Here is an 18626-nt window from a genome sequence, read left to right as displayed (position 1 = left end):
CGCTACGTATGTCCAGGCGCAAGCTAAAGGTAGCGGTTCGTGCCCCGATGTGCGTTTCCTTTGCGCGGTCACTCTTTTTTTGAAAACGATGCTCGATTATTTTCAGATTATTAAATAGCGGCCGGAATTTCCGAGGCATAACTTCCCAAGTGCGACTCATTTCGGTCGCGATTTCGGAAGGAAGATGTGATGAAACAGCAGGACAGCAGTGACCTGATCGACCTCGGCGCCGTCGGCGTCGAGACCCGAGGCATCGAACCGGTCGGTCCCCGCGATGAAGATACCAACGAGCACTTCCTGCTCGTCGGCGGCATCACCGCTGAAGACTGACCCTCAGGGCGGCGCGCCGCGCTGCGGCGCGCCGTACCTCTGGCACAGCCATCGCATGGACCCATCTTACGACATCCGGCCAGGGCTGCACTTTTGCCGCTTCGAAAGCGAATATGTGTTTCTGGACTTGCCTGCTGGCCGCTATTTCCTGATCCAGGGGCGGACGTCGCAAGCTTTTGCGCATTTCCTCGACCAGCGCGCCAGCGACGACGAACAGGCTGTTCTGCTTGATCAGCAGCTCATCGGTCCCGCTGGCGGATTGGCTATCGGGAATCTGCCCCTGCCGCCGGCCGTCACAGCGAGCCTCATCGACCAGCCTCTCCCCGATACGCCTCGGCTCGATACCCTCAGGGCGATTGCGGCCCAAAGGCGAGCGCGCTTTGACATTGGCCGTATTCCGGTTTTCGAGATCACGCGGCGGATGGGTGAGCGCCTCGAAAAACATTCTCCCGAGAGTCGGCAAGAGACCTATATTCGTGTCGCCGCCGCGTTTCACCGTGCCCGGCGTTACGCGCTTGCCACGGATCGGTGCCTCGAGCGGGGCATTGCGATGCGCCGGATCCTTGCGCGCGCGAGGTGCGACGCCCGTCTTGTCTTTGGCGTGACATTGCCCTTTGCTGCCCATTGCTGGGTTCAGGCTGGCGAAGCGGTGCTGACCGACCCGCTCGATGTCATCCTTCGCTACAAGCCGATCTTGGCGGTCTGATGACCGGTGGATTTCGCATCGAGATCGCTTTCGCAGAGGATGGTTTGCGTCGTCGCTCGCAAGCTCGCGGTGCGGCTGATTTCAGTTGCGGAAATGTGGCGGTTTGGTCGCGCGAGCCGCTGCAGCACGTGGATGCGCGGAGCATCATCATTGGTCGCCTGTTCGAAAAATTTAGCGCGGTGCCGCCTGCCATTGAGTGCCCCGGCCAAGTCCTCACGGCCGAAAAAGGACGAAAGCTGCTGACGGATTTTTGGGGCGGCTATGTTTTTGTTCATATCGGCCGGAACGGGGCGGTGACGATATTCCGGGACCCGTCCGGCGCGCTGCCCTGCTACGTAAAACGGGAGGCCGACGGAATAAGCATCGCCGGCGATATCACGGAACTCGCTTCGCCGGGTTCCGGCGCCGTCGATTTGGGCGAAGTCGCGCGCGTGCTTTCAAGCGGCGACGCGCGCGGGCGTCGCACATGTATCGAGGGGATCGAGGAACTGATAGCCGGCGAATGCCTTGCCGTTGCCGATGGCAAGGTGGCACTCGAGAGCTGGTGGACCCCATGGGACCATGTCACGCCGCGCGCGAACAAGGACTTCGAGACTTTCGCTGAGGACCTGCGCAACATCGTTTGCGGGGTCGCGGGGACATGGTCGCGCTGCTTCTCGTCGATATTGCTGGGCGTATCCGGAGGTCTCGACTCATCGATCGTCGCCGCCGGCGCCGCACCTGCCGCGCGCGGGCTGACGTGTCTGACCCTGTTCGGGCCCGATGCCGATGGCGACGAACGACGATATGCGCTGGCCATGGCGACGCATCTCGGGCTCAATATTCGCGAAGTGCAGCGCGAAATTGGCGATATCGACGTCGGCCGCGCCTCCGCGCCCAATCATCCCTGGCCGATCGTGCCGATCGGGCGCCAGACGAACGAGGCGATCCACGAACGGTTAGCCAGAGAAATGCCGGTAGATGCTTATTTTACCGGCAATGGCGGCGACGCTGTTCTGTGCAGCCTGCGGAGCACCATTCCCCTTCTCGATCGCGTCCTGGCGGAGGGCCCGTCCGCACGGCTCGGAACCACGCTGCGCGACATATGCCTGCTGACCGGCGCCGACCGACGCACGGTCCTGCGCCATGCCTGGGATCGCCATCGCCGCCACGGGGGACGGCATCAGATCCGGTTCAACGCAGCGGGGCTGCAGCCGGACGCCGCGAGGGTGGCACGGGCCGCCGGGGCCACGCACCCTTGGCTCCGGCCGCCGCGTGACATTCTGCCCGGAAAGACCGTTCATGCAGCCTATCTGATGCGAACCCAAAAGAGCATCGAGCTCTATCCGCGCGCGGTGTCGCCGCCCCATGTCGCGCCGCTCATATCGCAGCCCCTGATGGAACTCTGTCTGTCGATTCCGACCTGGATGTGGGTATCCGGCGGACGGAATCGCGCGGTCGCGCGCCGCGCCTTCGACAGCGCGCTTACGTCGCTTGTCACCGCCCGCACCAGCAAGGGCGGTCCCGGCGGGTTTGATCTCCTGATATACCGCCGCAACAGGGACCGCCTTCACGACCGCCTCCGCAACGGCCTATTGGCTTCCGAGGGTATTTTCGATCCCGCGCTTCTCGATCGCGCCGAGGATCCCACCTGGCGCGGCGTCGAGCGAATTCAGCGTATCCTCGAATTCGCCGCCGCCGAAAATTGGGTGCGCTGGTGGAGCGGATCCTAACCGGGCCCGTTCGCCGCGCGGCAACGATCGGGCCGATCGCGCGCGAGCTTGCCCCAGCTTTCGGCCTGTTTCGGGAAGGGGCCGTCGGTATCATTTTTGTCCAGAAGCCAATAGTTAAACCAGGCGATATTCTCCCGCATCGCGAGCGACCGGTTCGACGGCCGGTAGAAGACATGGGTTTCGTCAGACGCTGCCGTAGCGCCGGAATAATGACTGATCTGCGTCGGCGCTTTCGCCGCGCGCAACGCTTCGAACAATTCGATCTGCGACGGCGATGCCGAGGCAACCTGCTGTAGCAGGGCTGCGCAAACTCTGTTGGCGTTCAGCGACGGAGCGAAACGGCGATAGCTGATTATGGCGTCGCTCAGCGGTGCGCCGCCATAAACCGCATCATAGCTCGAGCCGGCGGTCGCATATCCCGCCGGTTCGAGATAGCCGCCATCGCCGCTCGATGCGGCGCGAAACAGGGGCGACCGGGTCACCGCGACATTGACCATCTGCGAGCCGCGGCTGTAGCCGGCGATGCCCACCCGATCCCGATCGACGAGACCCTCGATGGCCATTTCGTCGACGGCATCCTCGAAGATGTGGACGCCTTCGATCCACAGCAACCGCTGCAGAGTCTCTGAATCCGGCGGCCCGCTGCCGCGAACCCATGCCTTGCTGGCCGCCATCAGCTCCTCCGATTGCAGGGGGGAGGGGTCATTGATCAGCAGCACCACATAACCTCTCTCGGCGAGCAGCTGGACCGGGTAGTTCCATTGGAAACCGGGCGCGGCGAACCGGTCGTCGGCATCGGACCCATGGGTAACGATGACGGCCGGGTAGGGCTTTCCCTTTTGGTAGCCGCGGGGGAGGACGACAAAGCCGCGGGCTTCATACCCATCGCGGTTGGTCCAGACCCGGGGAAGGATGGTGAGGGGAGCGATCGCGTCATGCTCCGCCGAGACCGACAGGAGCCGGAAGATGCGGCCATCCCTCAGGTCGATTTTCACAAGCCTCGGCGGTGTGGCGATTCCCTCTTCGACGCAGACCGCGAAAAGAAGCGCGTTATCATAGGCGCAGCGAGTGAGGCTGTGTTCGCTCTCCACCCTTCGCACGTCATCGCTCGAGACGACGGCCAGCCCGTAGCGGGCCGCATCGAGATCGCGGGTTCCGAGAACCAGCTTTTTTCCGTCGCGGCTCGCCTGGGGCGCAGCCGCGCGGGGATCGCCTATGGTGAATGCGACCGCACCGTAGCTGTGCCGTTCCCCGTCCGGGCCCGTTTCCACGAGGTCCAGCGTTTTCGCCAGGCCGCTCGTCGCGAGTTCGCCGCCGCGCGGTCCCCTGAGGAGCGCGATTGTCTCCAGATTATGCTCGACACCCAGCGTGCGTATCGTTCCGCTCAGCCGATTCCAGGCGCGCATCTCGAACCGACCGCCTTCCGAGCCATCGGGTGTCTCCACCCGGAATTGAACCTCATCGCCGCGCCAGAGAATCTGCCCCCCGCCACGCGTCGCCATCCGGTCCTTCGATGGCCTGCTCAGCATCAGGGTGGTTTTCCCGTCGGGTCCGCGCAGGAAATAGTCGATCTCGACGTCTATCGTAGACCGGCGCCGGCTTTTCAGAGCGCTGACCTCCGCGTCGAATCGGACGCGAGGCGCGTTCGGCAATGCTCTGAGCTGCGAATACCAGAGCCAGGCGCCGCCGGGGGACCAGTCATAGTCTAGAACGCCTACCGATGACGGGCGCACACCGCCGCCGATCGGAAAAGACATGTCCGCTTTCCCGACAGGAACGGTCGCCGGGTTCACGATCAGCGGCTGCACCATGCCGCCGGGCGTAATCCGATAGAGCTGCAGGCCCGCCCCGAGGTCGAGGAGGGCGCTCCAGTCCGCTGTGCCGGGGATGCGCCGCAGCGACTTGGCGCTGTCGACGGTCACTATGGTTCTTTGCCGGGTGGCAGCGATGTCGAGGATGCGGATATGGGATCGCGGCTTGTCGGCAGCGAGGTCGGCAATCTCGACCGCGTAGATGGCAAGCTTGCCATCTCCCGACAGGGCGATGTCCTTCACCTCCGGGACGGTGAGGATGTCCTCGAGAGTCCAGGGCCTGCCCTTGCTCTCCCCTGCCGGGGCGACAGGGGAGAGCACCGCGACGGCAAGGATCGCCGCGGCCGGGAGGCCGGCTCGGAGGCTATTCCGCATGGACATCCTCCTCACCAGTCGCGGCTGATCGTGATGCCGAGGAAACGCCCCACCGCCGAATAATTTGTCGAATCGAAGGGGGTGTCGCTCGGCGATGCCACTGCCGTCATCTCGGGTTTTGCATTGAAGATATTGAGGGCGTTGACGCTGATCTCGCCCAATGCGCCGATTTTGACACGCGCCGAAAGGTCAAGCGTCGCGACCGACGCCACCTTGACGGGAATTGTGCGGCGCCGATCGGTGACGCCGCCGGTGAAGCTGACGAAGGAGGCGAGAGTGAAGTCCTCATTTCCGAAGGTTGCGCCACCCCGCGCGCGAAAGTGCGGCGAATTGAAGATGGTGCCGGCCAGATCGGTCACCGGAAGGCCCGGCAACAATTGCTGCCGACTGTCGAGCCAGGTGCCGCTTGCGATCAGTGTCAGCATCTGCGCACCGATCGGTGCGCGGTAGCGCAGCGACAGGTCCGCGCCCTGATAGCGCTGCGAGGCGATATTGAGGTCGCGCCCGTCGATCAGCGCGATGACATTGGCCGGGTCATAGGGTCCGGTGGTGGCATTGCCGAGCGGGTCCGAGGCCCCCGCGATCGCGGCGGCCAGCAACGTCGGCGACGGATTGAAGGTGACGAGATCGGCAAACAGCGGATTGGTGAGAACCCCGAGTGGCGATCCGAATGGCGGCGCGACCCGGTCGCGATAGTCGATCCGGAAGAGGCTTGTCACGATCTGCAACCGGCTCGACGGGCGGAAGGTCGCGCTCAATGTCACATTCTCGGATCGCTCGGGGCCGACATCCGGATTGGGACCGCCGAGATAGACATAGGTCGATCCGGCCGGAAACATCGATCCATAGCCGGTCACGGACAGGAGGACCGGCGTATATCCGCTATACTGCTGGTTGAGCGTCGGCATCTTGAACGACTTGCCCCACGAAATGCCGAGGCTGAGCTCCGGGACCGGCGCATAGACGAAGCCGAGCTTGGGCACGACGATGCTCCCGGAATCGGAATAATCCTCGAAGCGCATTGCTGCCGTGATCGAGGCGCGGTGCGCGAAGGGCAGCTTTTGATCGGGACTGGCGAGCGGGACGAAGAGCTCGCCATAGGCATAGCGGTTCTCGCGCGTGGGTGCGAAGGCCCGGCCCGCGATCAGGGCGTTAAGGTGATTGCTGCGCCAGCCGCCGCCTGCCGCGAGGCGGACATCGCCCGCCGGCAGCGCGAAAAGCGGGCCTTCGACCCCCGCCTCGATACTCAGACTGCGATTGTTGAAGATCCGGATCGAAGGGGGCGCAACGCCATTGGTGAAATTCTGCGTGACCCCATAGGTCTTGTCCGTGCCGTAGAAGCCCGAAACGCGCGTGCTCCAGCCGCCGCCAAGATAAGCTTCGAGCGTCGGCGCGACGCCGAAGGTCTCGAACTCATTATGCACCACGATCCCGCGCGTCGTGATCGGCCGGTCGGCGAACAGTCCGCGCACCGAGGTCATGTCGCCGCGCTTGTAGATCAGGTCGGCCTTGATGCCGAGGCCGGGTGCGAGGTCCTGATGGCCGCTGAACAAGGCGCTATGGCGCCGCAGTTCGGGATAGAAAGTAGAGAGCGGATTGCTGGTCACGGCATAGCTGCGGTCCCGCGCCAGGATCGCGCTGTTGTCGAAAAAATCATAGGTGGCGAGAAAGCCCCCGCCCGACCATTTGGCCCCGCCGACGATATTATATTGTTGCTGGAAATTGCCGCCGTCGGTCGACCCGCCGATCCGCGCGCTCGTTGTGATGCCCTCATAATCCTTGCGGAGGAGGATGTTGACGACGCCGGCGACCGCGTCGGCGCCATAAATGGCCGACGCGCCGTCGGTGACGACCTCGATCCGCTCGACCGCTGCCGTCGGGATCGCGCTGATGTCGATCACGCTCTGTGTACCGCTATAGGCAAAACGGTTTCCGTTCAGCAAAGTCAGCGTGGCGCTGGGACCGATACCCCGAAGGTTGAAGGTCGACGCGCCGTTGACGTTGACATTCTGGTTCTGGACTCCTTGCCCCGACCCGATCCCTGGGTTCTGGCCGCCCCCGAAATTCTGCGGCAGGCTGCGCGCAACCTCGCCGAGATCGGCATGGCCGGCGTTGCGGATATCCTCCGCCGTCACTTCGATAACGGGCGCCGGCGCAGGCGCGCCTGCGATGCGCGAGCCGGTGACGATGATGGTTTCCGGCTCGGCCGAAGACGGGATTTCAGCCGAAAAGCCATTGCGGATGATAACCGCGCGGTCGTCGAAGCGTGCGATGAGCCCGCTTCCCGCAAGGAGGGTCTCGACGGCTTCGCGCGGCGTGAACTGGCCCTTCAAGGCAGGAGCGGTCTTCCCTTCAAGGTCGCGCGAAGAGGCATAGAGTTCGATGTCGGCGAGATCGGCGGCTCGGCGCAGAGCCTCGCCCAGATCCTGCGCGGGCATATCGTAAGACTGGCGCTCTTGCTCTGTCGCCATCGCGGCGATTGGCGAACAACAGGCAGCAACACCGGCGAGTAGCGCGGCCAGCGAACGAGACTTGATCAACATAGTCACTCCCCCAAAAATTCCGCCGTGCATCGGGCAAGGCGGTCAGTTGGGGGTGAGTTGACGGGACGAAGGAGGTGCCCTTAGCCAGTCGGTGAAAAAATTATCGGCGGCGGAGGTAGAGTGCGTCCGCTCGGCGCTCGACCCGCAGATCTAAGAGGGTCGCTATGCGCTCCGCGAATGGCTCGGTCTTGCTGATCTGGAAGCGCCCCGATACCTCGCGCGCCGCGATCGCGCTGTCTTCGATCATGATCGGAACCGCGGCGTAGCGATTGGCTTCGGCGACAAGCCGGTCGAGCCGGATCGAGCGATATTCGGCCCAGCCATCGGGCCAGTGTGCCGGAAGGGCCGGCGGAGGTCCGGCTTTTGGCGCCAATGTTCCGTCGGACCGATAGGCCAGCGCCGCGCCTTCGCGAAGCGGCGTGACCTGGTCCGCCACCGCATCGGTGCGGACCTCGGCCGCACCGCGCCGCAGCATTGCGGTGACCGTGCCGGCCTCGTCGAGACTGAGGTCGATCTCGGCATCATTCGCGCTTGCGGTGCCGCGTCCGGCGTCAATGCGCAGGGGGACGTCCTGCCCGGCCACCGAGAGACGAACCCGGCCCCTGACCAGACGCACTCTTCGCGCGTCTGTCCCCACGGCGACGTCGAGCCGGCTGTCGGTGTCGAGCGTCGCGCTCGACCCGTCGGCAAGCCGGAAGGTCCGTATTTCGCCGCGCCGTGTCTCCAGCGGCTCGGCGGCAAAGGCGGCCGAGCTGCCGCCCCGCTGACCGGGAAGCGGAGCGCCCCCGGCACCGATCGCGACGATCAGGAGCGCGAGCGCCGTCGCTGCTGCGCCCCACGGCAGCCACTTTTTGATCCGGCCGCGCCGCGCCTCGGCATGCGCGCTCCCGTGACGCTCCGATGTCTTGAGAATGGCGAGCGCCGCCATGCGCTGCTCGGCGCGCCGATAGGCCTCGCGGTTTTCGGCCGACCCGTTCAGCCAGGCATCGAACTCGCCGCGGAGCGCGGCTGCATCTTCGCCGCGCATCTTGATCAGCCATGCGCGCGCGATCTCGTCGAGCGAATAGTCGCCGTCACCTGCTTTGGTCATTGACCCTCGTCCACCACCTTCGAGATCTGAGCGAGCGCTCTCATCATATGATATTCCACCGTCGCGATGCTGATGCCGAGCGCCTCATGTATCTCGCGATAAGAGAGCTCGTCCACCCGGTGCATGAGGAAGACGCGGCGGGTCTTTGGCGGCAGGGCATCAACGGCCGCTTCATAGAGCCGAAGCAGATCGGCGGCTTCGAGATCCCACTCCTGCGCGGCGGGCGTGGCGCCTTCACTCTCATCGCGCAGCGGAAAGAAGGTCGCGCGCGACGATTTCTGGCGCCTGGCGCGATCGATAAGCAGGTTCTGGGCGATACGACGCAGGAAACCGCCCGGATTGGCGAGCTGGTACCGCTGCTCGCTGCCCGCCGCGCGCGCAAAGACTTCCTGAACAAGATCGGGCGCTTCCTCGGCGCCCGCCTTGCGGCGCAGGAAATGAAAGAGCGACGTGCGGTGCGCTCGATAGGCCGCCTCGAGATCCTGGCCGGCCTCTGGCCGCTGTCTGCACTGCGGCGGCCGGTCGGCCGGATGCACATGGCAGGCCGAGGACGGTGAAAAGGGGTGACGCGGCGGCGCACGGTCGCGGCAGGTACAGGAAGACAAGGCGGTAGTCCCGGCCGGCACGAGCGAAAGCGTCCGGCCGCGGCCGGGCTTGCTCTTCCAGTGCTGTGCCGCCGTCTGGCCGCTCGCGCGGGCCATGGTCCGGTTGGGCCGCCGGTCCGGTCAGGGACTGGCGTGATTGATGACTGGCGAAATATTCCGCGAAGGAGCTGCCAGACATGCTCCTCCGCTCTGGAATCATGTCAATTTCGGGCGGTGCTGACAAGCAAAAGGATCGGGCGATGGCTCCGACTGCTCAAACATCGCGCCCCGGATGGTTGCCGAGCGCGCGAGCATAGCGTGCCGATTCGTGCGCTCGCCTTTCATGATAGCCGAGCAGCAGGCCCCGAAGCTCGGCTTGCGGTGCGGCTTCGGCGACCGCGGTCTCGATCCGCTGATATTCGGCTTCGACTTCCGAAAGGATCGCCGCGTCGAATTGCCTCGAAAACTGCAACCGGTCGCCGATCGCCGCGATACTCGCGACGATTTCGCCGTTCGACGATCGTTCGGCGATGGCGAGGAACAGGTCAGCGAACCGGTCGGGATAGGGCTGGTCGGCCGACACCGAGGCTGCAAAGCCTTTGGGCGTGGTCGCGACGGCGGCGAGCAGCAGGATCAGGTGAAGCTCGAGCAGGTCGCGAAACTCTGTCTCGGCAAGATAATGGACGTGAAATCCCTCTCCCGGCCTGAAATCGACCATGCGTTCGCCATCCAGCCGAAAGAGGCTGTCGCGCACCGGTGTGAGGCTGACGCCAAGCTCGTCGGCCACCCGCGCGGCTTCGATCCGCGCGCCTGTGGGCCATATACCCCCCATCAGGCGCCGCTTGATTGCTTCATAGGTCGGCTCGAATACGTGCGCGGGACTCATCGGCCGCTCCTTTCGGTCGCAGCGAAATCGGCGACGGCATCGGCCTGGTCGGGACGCAGCGCGTCGACCGCGCCTATCGGGCCGGACGGTTCGCCTTGCAGGAGGATCGAGGGGCACTGGCCTTCATAGTTGCCGAGGTTGGGGCGGTGCTGCGCACAGCCTGCGAGCGCCGCGAGCTCCGGCGGGAAGTGCCGCGCGACGTCGGGCGGGTAGGTCAGCCACAGATTTTCATAGGGTTTGAGCCAGCCAAGGCTGTAGCTGACGAGCACGCCGCGCCGGACATTCTTGCTACGGTTCGCGCCGGCGCCGTGCGCGGTCGATCCGAGAAAGCAGATCGCCGCGCCGGGTTCGCATTCGGCATATATAGGAGGGCCGGGATCCTCTTTCGCCATGCCGGTGACGCCTTGGCTTTCGGGGAAAATCTGTGTCGCGCCATTCTCCTTCGTGAAGGAGGTCAGCGGCCAGAGGATGTTGACGAGATATTCCTGGGTTCCGTCTGCGCCGCGCCACATGTCCTGGTCGCGGTGCGGGAACTGCCGCACTTCGCCGGGGTGAATCTCGATCGCCTGGGCGAGGTTCAGCTGCATGCGCTCGCATCCCGGCCCGAGGATTGCTTCGACGGCGGAAAGGATGACGGGGTCGAGCACCAGATCGGCCACGTGCCGCGAGCGCCGCAGCAGGCTGCCGAACCGCTTCGTTCGCCGGCCGTAGAAGTCGCCCTCGCAAAAGGGCGTCTCGGCAAAGACCGGATCGAGATCGCTGGCGAGGGCGTGTACGGTCGCGCTCGCCCGCTCATGCAGGATGCAAAAGCCGTTGCCGCGAAGTTCGCCGACGAGGCGGGTGGAAAGGTCGGCCTGGGTGAGATCCGCCGTCATGGTGCAAGTTCCCCACCTTCGAGCTTGAGCCCGAGCGGCGTCCATGTCCCCGTTCGTTGCAGGCCGGGAAGCGTGTCGGCGTCGATCCGGATGCCGAACGCGAGGATCGGGCCGGCGCTGCCCGGGAGAGCGGGACCGAGCGCGCGGCAGGACCAGCCGAAACCGCTGATCTTCGCGAACCAGCGCGCCTCCGCGATCCCGACATATTCGCGGATGCCATTGTGGAGGGCATGGTCCGCAAGCGCGCTGACGAGCTGGTTGCGGGCGTCGAGACGCTCGGCGGCCGATTGCGCGGGGTCGAGGCAGAAGCGGCTGATTTCCCAGACCGCCTCGCCGGATGGCGCGCCGTCGGGGCAGAGATGGGGATAGAGATCGCCGAGGAGATGCGGTGCGGTCGTCGGCAGCAACCGCGCCGATGCCCGGTGGCGCAGATCGTCCGGATCAAGCAGAATCAGATATCGAGCATGCGGATTATCGAACTGGTCGAGCTCGAAACGCCCATCGAGAGCGGGAAGATCCCACTTCAGAAGATCGATGAAAACCTGCTTTCGGGCTGCGAACATGGCGCGCAGCGCCGCGTCGCCGGGCGCAGCCTGCGCCCGCGTGGATTGATCGGTCATAGGTCATCCTTGGTTGCTGGATGCCCGAGTCAGACCATCAATCTCGCGGGTCGGCTATGCCCATTTCTGGGCAAGCCTTTCGCCTTTTGGCGCTCGCCTCAGTCGGGACGCCACCAGTCATAGACGTCTGAAAAGCCGATCAGGCCGTCGTACAGAGCGCAGAGGATCAGCATCGAGCGGCAGTGGACCGAATAGCGGTCGCGGGCCATCTTGAGGTGGCGGACCACCGTTTCCTGGCTGATCCCGAGAATGTCGGCGATTTCGCCCGCCGTCTTGCCGCGCGCCGACCAGAGCACACATTCGCGCTGGCGCTCGGTGAGGACCGATCGCGGCCGCGGGGCTGCCGCACCCATGAAGTCGCGCGCTCTCGCGATCGCAATCGCGCCGATGATTTCGGCGACGTTGAGCATATGGCACGGCAGATCGGTGTGCGGGCCGACCGCGAAGGAGCAGGAGCCCATGGCTTCGCCCGGCAGGTGTCGCGGAACGGTGAAGCCGTCGCCGACACCGCTCGCTCGCGCGACATTCATCAACTGCCGGTCGCTGCGCGAGAGGGGGATATAGTGCTCGACGTTGCGCCACGCGAACCCGGTGACCGCACGTTCACCGGCCCGGCGGATCGGGTCTGTCGCACTGAGGTCGAGGCCGATGTAGATCTTGGCCCAGGCTTCGGGATAATTATGGACGAGCATCGATGCGGCCTCGCCGCCGCGCCGGTCGAAGGCGAGAGCGAAATGGTCGAAACCCATGCGCTCGGCCGCGTTCGCCAGCGCTGCAAAAAGTTGTTCCTGCTGTCCCGCGCCTGAAATTTCGTGGGCGAGCTCCTCCGTCAGATGAAAATGCTTCACATCGATCATCGGCCGCTGACGCGTTCCCGACCCGGCTGTCCGCGGTCCGCTCCCTTGGGTCGCGCGCCAGCGGTTCCTCTCCGCGGCGCACGAGGTTCGACAATGGTCCGACGGGTCCTGACATTGCGCGGCGGGTCGCTGTTTTCGCGGCCTCGGCGCTACAATCGATCGGCGTAGATGGTCTAACATCCAGATAAGCCGCGTAAAGCTTCGAGGCCCGAGAGATGGATCCAGTCTGACACTTCATGTGCCATACTGCCGACCGGGGCGCGCTAGTGAACCGGGTTCAATTACGGGCGACTGCCCGGATCGCGCCGACGATCCCGGCGACGAACGATCCCGCGACGAGCGTCGTCAGCAGCCAGAACTCGATCGCGATGGCGCGGTGCTTCCATTTGGGTTCGCGAGGCATCGGGACGGCATGGCAGCGATGCGCATTGTAGGACAGACGAAAAAGGCCTCGCCTTTCGGCGAGGCCCTCCCGGCTTTCGATGGCAAGGAGCCGCATCGAAAATCGTCCCCCCCTCGAATCGTCTTGGGTCGCAGTCGACGATTCGAAAGTTGGTGGGTGCTAGCCGGTAATCCGGAAGAGTCAACATGCGGTTTACGCTACGCCTTCCATGATAAAATAGCCTATTCTTAGCCCGCTAGAAGAGCGTGGGTGAGCCGGTCGGCGGCTTCCGGCTGAACCAGGGAATGTCGGTGCGTTCTACGGGAAGCCGCTCTGCGGGATATTGGGTGACGAGCATCATGGCGTCTGCGGGTTCCGCGCGCAGCCATCGGTCATGATCGGAGGCCTGCAGGATGACCGGCATCCGGTCGTGGACATCGAAAAGCTCCTTCGTCGCATCGACCATCACCATCGTGTAGCAATCGCCCCATTCGTCGCTCGGGCGCCAGAGACCGGCGCAGGCAGCGAGTGGCTGGTCGGTGGGGCTGATCCATGTCTGCGTCATCCGGCCCTTTTCGCCTTCGGCCTCGGCGAAGGCGGTGAAGGGGATGAGGCAGCGCTGCGCCGGGTTGGTGAACCAGGTACGCCAGAAGCTCATCAGTTTGTCGTCGCGCGCATTGTTTACGGGCTTCGGCTTGCTGGTCGCCTTCATATGCTTGAGCCGGACCGGAAACCCCCAGGTCATCGCCTCGAGCGCGCGCGCGCCGCCATCCTCGCGCACGACGAACCCCTGCCCGCCGGGATAGACGTCGCCGGGCTGCGCGTTGGTGAGCGGGCGGCGCGCACCGAAGGCCGACGCGACCTCGTCGACCGAGGCCTTGAGCGTCACCAGATTGCACATGATCGCGCCTCCTTGCCGTGTTTCCGGTCAGGCCGCTCCTAAGAGCTCGTCGAAATTCTGCTGAATCGGCGGCATGATGCTGAAGCTGTTCTTGGGGAAGGGCTGCAATATGTCCAGCGGCGGCCGCGTCCCCATCAGCCAATCGAACCAGTCCTCGGGGCGCACCACGGCAACATGCCGGTCCTTGTGCGGCGCCAGATCGTCATAGGCCGGAACGGTGAGCGCGGCGAAACTTTCTGGCCAAAGGCGGTGCGCTGGCCGCCAGACCGCCGCGATGCAGAAGAAGGGCTCGTCGGTGATCAGGCTGGCCGCATATATCGTCTTGCCACGCTTCACGAGGCCGAACGCATTGGCGAGCAGCAGGCAGGGCCGGTCGATGATCGCGGTCTCGGACTTGAGCAGCGGAATCTGGAAGATGTCGGCGTCGCGCGAGTGCAGGCCCCAGAGCATTTCCTTCTCGCGCTCGCGCTGGCCGTCCCACACCATCACCCGGTGTATCTTGCCGATGCCGACGAGTGCGTCATCGCTTTCGATATCCATGGGTTTTAATCCTCATGCACGGAAGCGGCTGAGCGCCCGCTTCCATTCGCGTTCGTCGGGCATGGGCAAGGCGATATCGTCGGGACCGGGATCGACCAGCTCGATCCGCACCGGGCGAACGCGCTTGCCGGTCCGGGCGCCGCAGCGAACGCACCAGAATTTCTCACGTGCCTTGCCGAGATCATCGTCCCACATCTTGCACTGGAAGCGCCACCAGATTCCATAGGGGTTGAAGGTCGCGCTGTGTCCGCAGCGGCAGACGGGCTTGATCGCCCGAAACCAGGCGGCCGCCTCGAAGATGTGCGTTGCTCGGGGCTGCCCCTCTTTGGTCCAGCCGCCCACGTCACAGCGAAAGCCCGAGCTGGTCGGGACTCGCGGGCTCCGCGCCCGCGCGAACGCTCTCGACGATTGCGCGGGCAAGTTCGAACGCCGCCTCGACCCGGATATGGCTCGTCGGTGCGGTAATCCCGACGCGCGCCCAGCCGGGGGCGGCAAGAATGGTTTCGGCGACTCGGGCGGTATCGATTTTATCCATGCCGCAAAGAGAACATAGGAAGAACATTTTGGCAAGGCTGCGAGCGATGCACGGTCGGGCAGCGTCGGCGTGCGTCGGCCGTGCGGCGGCGATGCCGCCGCACGCGAGCCCGAGGGGAGCCCGGACGCCGGGACGGATCGGGCGCGGCGAGAGAGGCTCGCCGCCGGTCCGCCGCGGAGAACCGATATGTCTTGTTCTGTCAAACCATCGCGCCAGCGCGGCGCGCGCGCGACCCTCTACGAAGAGATCACCAGCCGGATCATCGCCGAGCTCGAAGCCGGGCGGTTGCCCTGGGTTCAGCCTTGGGATGCGGGCCGGGCCGCGGCCGGTCTCCCCTATAATGTGGTGAGCGACCGGCGCTACAGCGGCATCAACATCCTCACCCTCTGGCATGCGGTTATGAGCCGGGGCTTTCGGGGCCATGGTTTCCTGACTTTTCGTCAAGCGCTCGCGCTGGGGGGCAGTGTCCGCCGCGGCGAGCGCGGGATCGGGGTCATCTATACCCGGCGCGCGGCAGCCGACGCGTCCGAGCCCGGCGGCGGCGGGGCGGGCGAATGCAAGGGCGGCTTTTCTTTCCTGAAGCAGTTCACTGTTTTTTCGGTCGACCAGTGCGATGGCCTGCCCGACAAATATCATGTTGCCGCGCCGCCCGTGCCCGAAGGCTTGATCCTTCCGCAGGCAGCCGAGCTGATTGCAGCCACCGGGGCCGAAGTCCGCATCGGCGGCGCATCGGCCTATTACAGCCCGCGCCACGATTTCGTCGCGGTGCCGCATCCGCAGGATTTCTACGCGCCGGTTGATTGGCACCGGACCGCCTTTCACGAACTCGGTCACTGGACGGGCCATGAGAGCCGCCTGGCCCGCGATCAGAGCGGCAGTTTCGGCTCGAAGCCTTATGGTCATGAAGAACTCATCGCCGAAATGGCGGGCGCGTTCGTCTGCGCCGCGCTCGGTATCAGCCCGAGCGTGCGCCACGCCGACTATATCGGCTCCTGGCTTGCGATCATCCGCGAGGATCATCGCGCAATCCTGCGTACCGCCAGTGCTGCGTCGAAGGCCGCCGACTATCTGCTCGCCTTCCGCGCTGGCCCGCCGGCTCATCGCGCTGCCGCGTCGACAGCCACACCGTCCGTCCTTCCAGACGGGGTCGAGAGCCGCATGGTCAGCGGAAGGATCGCGGCATGAGCCTCCTCACGCCCGACATCGCCGCCCGGCTCACCGCCAACGCCCGCACCCGCATCGACGCGGTCCGGCGCGGCCTGCGCGAGCCCGACCCGAGGCCCGTGGTCCGCTTCTTCAATCCGGTCGGCGCCGCGACCTGGCTGGCCACCGAGTTGGACCCCGACGGCATATTGTTCGGCCTTGCCGATCTCGGCTTCGGTTGCCCCGAACTCGGAAGTTTCTCGCTCGCCGAACTCGAGGCGGTCCGGCTCCCGTTCGGGCTCGGCATCGAGCGCGATCTCCTGTTCGAGGCCCAGCATCCGCTGTCGGTCTACGCCGCGGCGGCCCGCGCCGCGGGTTCGGTCGTGCTGGGCGAGCGGCGCCTCGCTGCCGCGGAGCGCCGCCTCTCGGGGCGCGCGTGACGCGGATGATCTTCGGGTCCGCCGGTGGCGGACCCGCGAGGAAGAGGAAGGCCGGGGCCTCGTGACGGGCTTGACAGCCGAGGGAGTGTCCCGCGGCGGCCCGTCATGGAGAATGGCCATGGCCAGTGCAAAACGAAAGATCACCCTCAGCCCGTCGCGCGATATCCCGTTCGACCGGCTTGTCCTCAGCCAGGCGAACGTCCGGCGCGTAAAGGCGGGCGTGTCGATCGGCGAACTTGCCGACGACATCGCGCGCCGCACCCTGCTGCAGAGCCTCAATGTGCGCCCGCAGCGGACCGATGAAGGCGCGGAGACCGGCTTCTTCGAAATCCCGGCGGGCGGCCGCCGCTATCGCGCGCTCGAACTGCTCGTGAAGCAGAAGCGGCTCGCGAAGGATGCGCCGGTCCCCTGCATCGTCCAGCAGACCGCCGGCATTCTCGCCGAGGAGGACAGCTATGCCGAAAACGCCGTTCGCGAGGCGCTGCATCCGCTCGACCAGTTCCGCGCGATGCAGGCGATGGTGGACAAGGGCGCCGAAGTCGAGGCGATCGCGGCGTATTTTATGACGACGCCCGCCGTCGTTCGCCAGCGTCTCAAGCTCGCCTCGGTCGCCCCGGCGCTGCACGAGCTCTATGCCGAGGATGAAATGACCCTGGATCAGTTGATGGCCTTCACGGTATCGGACGACCATGAGCGGCAGGTCCAGACCTGGGAACTGCTCGCGCACAGCTTCAACAAGTCCCCGGCCTTCATTCGCAGCAAGCTGACCGAGAACAGCGTGCGCGCCGCCGACAAACGCGTTCGCTTCGTGTCCGCCGACGCCTATGTTGCGGCAGGCGGCAGTATCGTGCGCGATCTCTTCGAGGCGGACGATGGCGGCTGGCTGACCGACCCCGCGCTGCTCGACCGGCTCGTGTCCGAAAAGCTCGCGGCCATCGCCGAGCGCATCGGCGGCGAAGGCTGGAAGTGGGTCGAGGCTCTCGTCGATTTTCCCTATGGCGCGACCCGGGGCCTGCGCGCTCTGGGCAGCAGCGAGGTGCCGATGACGGAGGAGGAAGCGGCGCAGGTCGTCGCGCTCGAAGCGGAGGCGGACGCGCTGTCGCACAAATGGGCCGACGAGCCCGACGTTCCCGAGGAGGTGCATGCGCGCCTCGAGGCGATCGAATGCGAGATCGGTGCGCTCGCCGATCGGCCGCAGATCTTCGACGACGCCGAGGTGGCGCTCGCCGGCGCATTCGTCTCGATCGACTATGACGGGACGATCCGGGTCGACCGCGGCTTCGTGCGGGCCGAAGATGAGCCTGCCGCCGAGGAGGAAGAGGTTGCGGATGCGGCCGAGCCGAGCAACGATAACGAGCCCGATCGCGAAGCCGGCGCCGATGCAGGCGGCGAGGAGTGCGATGGGTCGGGCGCGGATGCGGAAGAAGACACGCTGAAACCGCTGCCCGAGCGGATCGTGTCGGACCTGACGGCCTGGCGGACGCTCGCGCTGCAGGATGCCTTTGCGGCCAGCCCGCAGGCCGCCTTCGCCGCGGTGCTCCACGCGCTCGTCCTGTCGATCTTCTACCGGACCAGCCACGAGACCTGCCTCAAGCTGTCGGTATCGACGGTCTATTTCACCAACGAGCCCGCCGGGCTGCGCGACTGCGCCCCCGCCCGGTCGATCGAGGCCCGGCACGCCGCCTGGCGCGAGAAGCTGCCGACCGGGGACGCCGACCTCTGGGACGCCTTGCTTGCCCTCGATGCCAATGAGCAGGCGATGCTGTTCGCGCATTGCGCTTCGCTCGGCGTCAATGCGCAGGCCGAGATCCTGCCCAAATATCCGAACGGGCGCATCTCGGCGCACGGCGTCGAGCGCCGGATCGTCCACAGCCATGTGCTCGCGCGCGTGGTGAACCTCGATGTCGTCGCGGCCGGCTGGCGCCCGACCGCCGACGGTTACTTCCGGGGTGTGACGAAGGCGCGGCTTCTCGCCGACGTCGCCGAAGCGCGCGGGCCCGAGTTCGCCGGCATGATCGACCATCTCAAGAAGCCGGACATGGCCCGCGAAGCCGAAAAGCTGCTCGAGGACTCGGGCTGGGTCCCCGAGCCGATGCGGACCCCCGCCCTCGAAGCGGTTGGCGGTGACGCGGATGCGGGCCACGCCGATGCCGTTCCTGGAACGGACGAGGCGGTGACCGGGACCGAAGCCCTGGGTGGGAAAGGCGACGGTGACGGCGACTGGGATGAGATGCCCGTGGCCGCCGAATGAGCGTTGGGCGGGGCGGCTTCGGTCGTCCCGCCCTTTTTTCGTTCG

The 18626-nt window shown here is 65.5% G+C and carries 19 protein-coding genes; 6 read left to right on the top strand and 13 right to left on the bottom strand.

The genetic code is table 11. From position 1 onward, the window contains the following. The first annotated feature begins 189 nt into the window (after window positions 1-189). The 3 genes from ACO055_RS10140 to ACO055_RS10130 are packed head-to-tail and all read left to right on the top strand — an operon-like array spanning window position 190 to window position 2748. The gene (locus tag ACO055_RS10140; protein ID WP_158213705.1) at window positions 190-330 is read left to right on the top strand and encodes a hypothetical protein; all 141 of its coding nucleotides are present in this window, start codon (window positions 190-192) and stop codon (window positions 328-330) included. Beyond that, window positions 275-1036, top strand: coding sequence for a lasso peptide biosynthesis B2 protein (locus ACO055_RS10135; protein ID WP_422058788.1), 762 nt, complete (start codon window positions 275-277; stop codon window positions 1034-1036). Before ACO055_RS10140 ends, ACO055_RS10135 begins: the two co-directional genes overlap by 56 nt. Then, on the top strand, window positions 1036-2748 hold the full coding sequence (locus ACO055_RS10130; RefSeq protein ID WP_054586705.1) for an asparagine synthase-related protein: 1713 nt from the start codon (window positions 1036-1038) through the stop codon (window positions 2746-2748). Before ACO055_RS10135 ends, ACO055_RS10130 begins: the two co-directional genes overlap by 1 nt. Here the strand turns inward: ACO055_RS10130 and ACO055_RS10125 are convergent. The 13 genes from ACO055_RS10125 to ACO055_RS10065 all read right to left on the bottom strand — a co-directional run bounded on the left by ACO055_RS10125 (window position 2745) and on the right by ACO055_RS10065 (window position 14747). Next, window positions 2745-4934: a prolyl oligopeptidase family serine peptidase gene (locus tag ACO055_RS10125; RefSeq protein WP_158213707.1), complete on the bottom strand. Its 2190-nt coding sequence runs from the start codon at window positions 4932-4934 to the stop codon at window positions 2745-2747. The two genes, ACO055_RS10130 and ACO055_RS10125, sit on opposite strands and share 4 nt — an antisense overlap. A gap of 11 nt (window positions 4935-4945) precedes the next feature. Further along, window positions 4946-7477, bottom strand: coding sequence for a TonB-dependent receptor (locus tag ACO055_RS10120; RefSeq protein ID WP_054586707.1), 2532 nt, complete (start codon window positions 7475-7477; stop codon window positions 4946-4948). A 100-nt stretch (window positions 7478-7577) separates the two neighbouring features. Then, on the bottom strand, window positions 7578-8567 hold the full coding sequence (locus tag ACO055_RS10115) for a FecR family protein (protein ID WP_088473840.1): 990 nt from the start codon (window positions 8565-8567) through the stop codon (window positions 7578-7580). After that, window positions 8564-9268, bottom strand: a complete 705-nt coding sequence (locus ACO055_RS10110) for an RNA polymerase sigma factor (RefSeq protein WP_088473841.1) — start codon at window positions 9266-9268, stop codon at window positions 8564-8566. Before ACO055_RS10110 ends, ACO055_RS10115 begins: the two co-directional genes overlap by 4 nt. 157 nt (window positions 9269-9425) lie before the next feature. Next, entirely contained in the window at window positions 9426-10037 is a 612-nt protein-coding gene (locus ACO055_RS10105) for a GntR family transcriptional regulator (protein WP_054586709.1), read from the bottom strand. Further along, window positions 10034-10912 (bottom strand): phytanoyl-CoA dioxygenase family protein, encoded by an 879-nt coding sequence (locus tag ACO055_RS10100; protein ID WP_088473842.1) that lies wholly within the window; start codon window positions 10910-10912, stop codon window positions 10034-10036. The genes ACO055_RS10105 and ACO055_RS10100 overlap by 4 nt, the downstream gene beginning before the upstream one ends. Further along, the gene (locus ACO055_RS10095) at window positions 10909-11532 is read right to left on the bottom strand and encodes an acyl-homoserine-lactone synthase (RefSeq protein WP_054586711.1); all 624 of its coding nucleotides are present in this window, start codon (window positions 11530-11532) and stop codon (window positions 10909-10911) included. Before ACO055_RS10095 ends, ACO055_RS10100 begins: the two co-directional genes overlap by 4 nt. Before the next feature lie 98 nt (window positions 11533-11630). After that, on the bottom strand, window positions 11631-12389 hold the full coding sequence (locus ACO055_RS10090) for a helix-turn-helix transcriptional regulator (RefSeq protein ID WP_084758121.1): 759 nt from the start codon (window positions 12387-12389) through the stop codon (window positions 11631-11633). A gap of 277 nt (window positions 12390-12666) precedes the next feature. Continuing rightward, window positions 12667-12792: a hypothetical protein gene (locus tag ACO055_RS10085; RefSeq protein ID WP_275541966.1), complete on the bottom strand. Its 126-nt coding sequence runs from the start codon at window positions 12790-12792 to the stop codon at window positions 12667-12669. Between the two features lie 235 nt (window positions 12793-13027). Further along, window positions 13028-13672, bottom strand: a complete 645-nt coding sequence (locus ACO055_RS10080; protein WP_088473844.1) for an SOS response-associated peptidase — start codon at window positions 13670-13672, stop codon at window positions 13028-13030. A 27-nt stretch (window positions 13673-13699) separates the two neighbouring features. Further along, on the bottom strand, window positions 13700-14212 hold the full coding sequence (locus ACO055_RS10075) for a DUF159 family protein (protein WP_054586714.1): 513 nt from the start codon (window positions 14210-14212) through the stop codon (window positions 13700-13702). 12 nt (window positions 14213-14224) lie between these two features. Next, entirely contained in the window at window positions 14225-14554 is a 330-nt protein-coding gene (locus ACO055_RS10070) for a hypothetical protein (RefSeq protein ID WP_054586715.1), read from the bottom strand. Between the two features lies 1 nt (window position 14555). Further along, entirely contained in the window at window positions 14556-14747 is a 192-nt protein-coding gene (locus ACO055_RS10065; protein ID WP_054586716.1) for a DUF6771 family protein, read from the bottom strand. Between the two features lie 186 nt (window positions 14748-14933). Between ACO055_RS10065 and ACO055_RS10060 the strand changes: the two genes are divergently transcribed. The 3 genes from ACO055_RS10060 to ACO055_RS10050 all read left to right on the top strand — a co-directional run bounded on the left by ACO055_RS10060 (window position 14934) and on the right by ACO055_RS10050 (window position 18581). Beyond that, complete coding sequence (locus ACO055_RS10060) at window positions 14934-15932, top strand: ArdC family protein (RefSeq protein WP_088473845.1); 999 nt, start codon at window positions 14934-14936, stop codon at window positions 15930-15932. Further along, on the top strand, window positions 15929-16330 hold the full coding sequence (locus ACO055_RS10055; protein ID WP_054586717.1) for a DUF2958 domain-containing protein: 402 nt from the start codon (window positions 15929-15931) through the stop codon (window positions 16328-16330). The genes ACO055_RS10060 and ACO055_RS10055 overlap by 4 nt, the downstream gene beginning before the upstream one ends. Before the next feature lie 118 nt (window positions 16331-16448). After that, window positions 16449-18581 carry a ParB/RepB/Spo0J family partition protein gene (locus ACO055_RS10050; protein ID WP_422062383.1) on the top strand — a complete coding sequence of 711 codons (2133 nt, stop codon included), beginning with the start codon at window positions 16449-16451 and terminating at the stop codon, window positions 18579-18581. The last annotated feature ends 45 nt before the right edge of the window (window positions 18582-18626 follow it).

Source organism: Sphingopyxis sp. (genome assembly GCF_965227415.1).
In the GTDB taxonomy this organism is placed as follows: domain Bacteria; phylum Pseudomonadota; class Alphaproteobacteria; order Sphingomonadales; family Sphingomonadaceae; genus Sphingopyxis.
The sequence above is the reverse complement of the archived record's forward strand: the minus strand, read 5'-3'. Positions and strand labels throughout refer to the sequence as shown.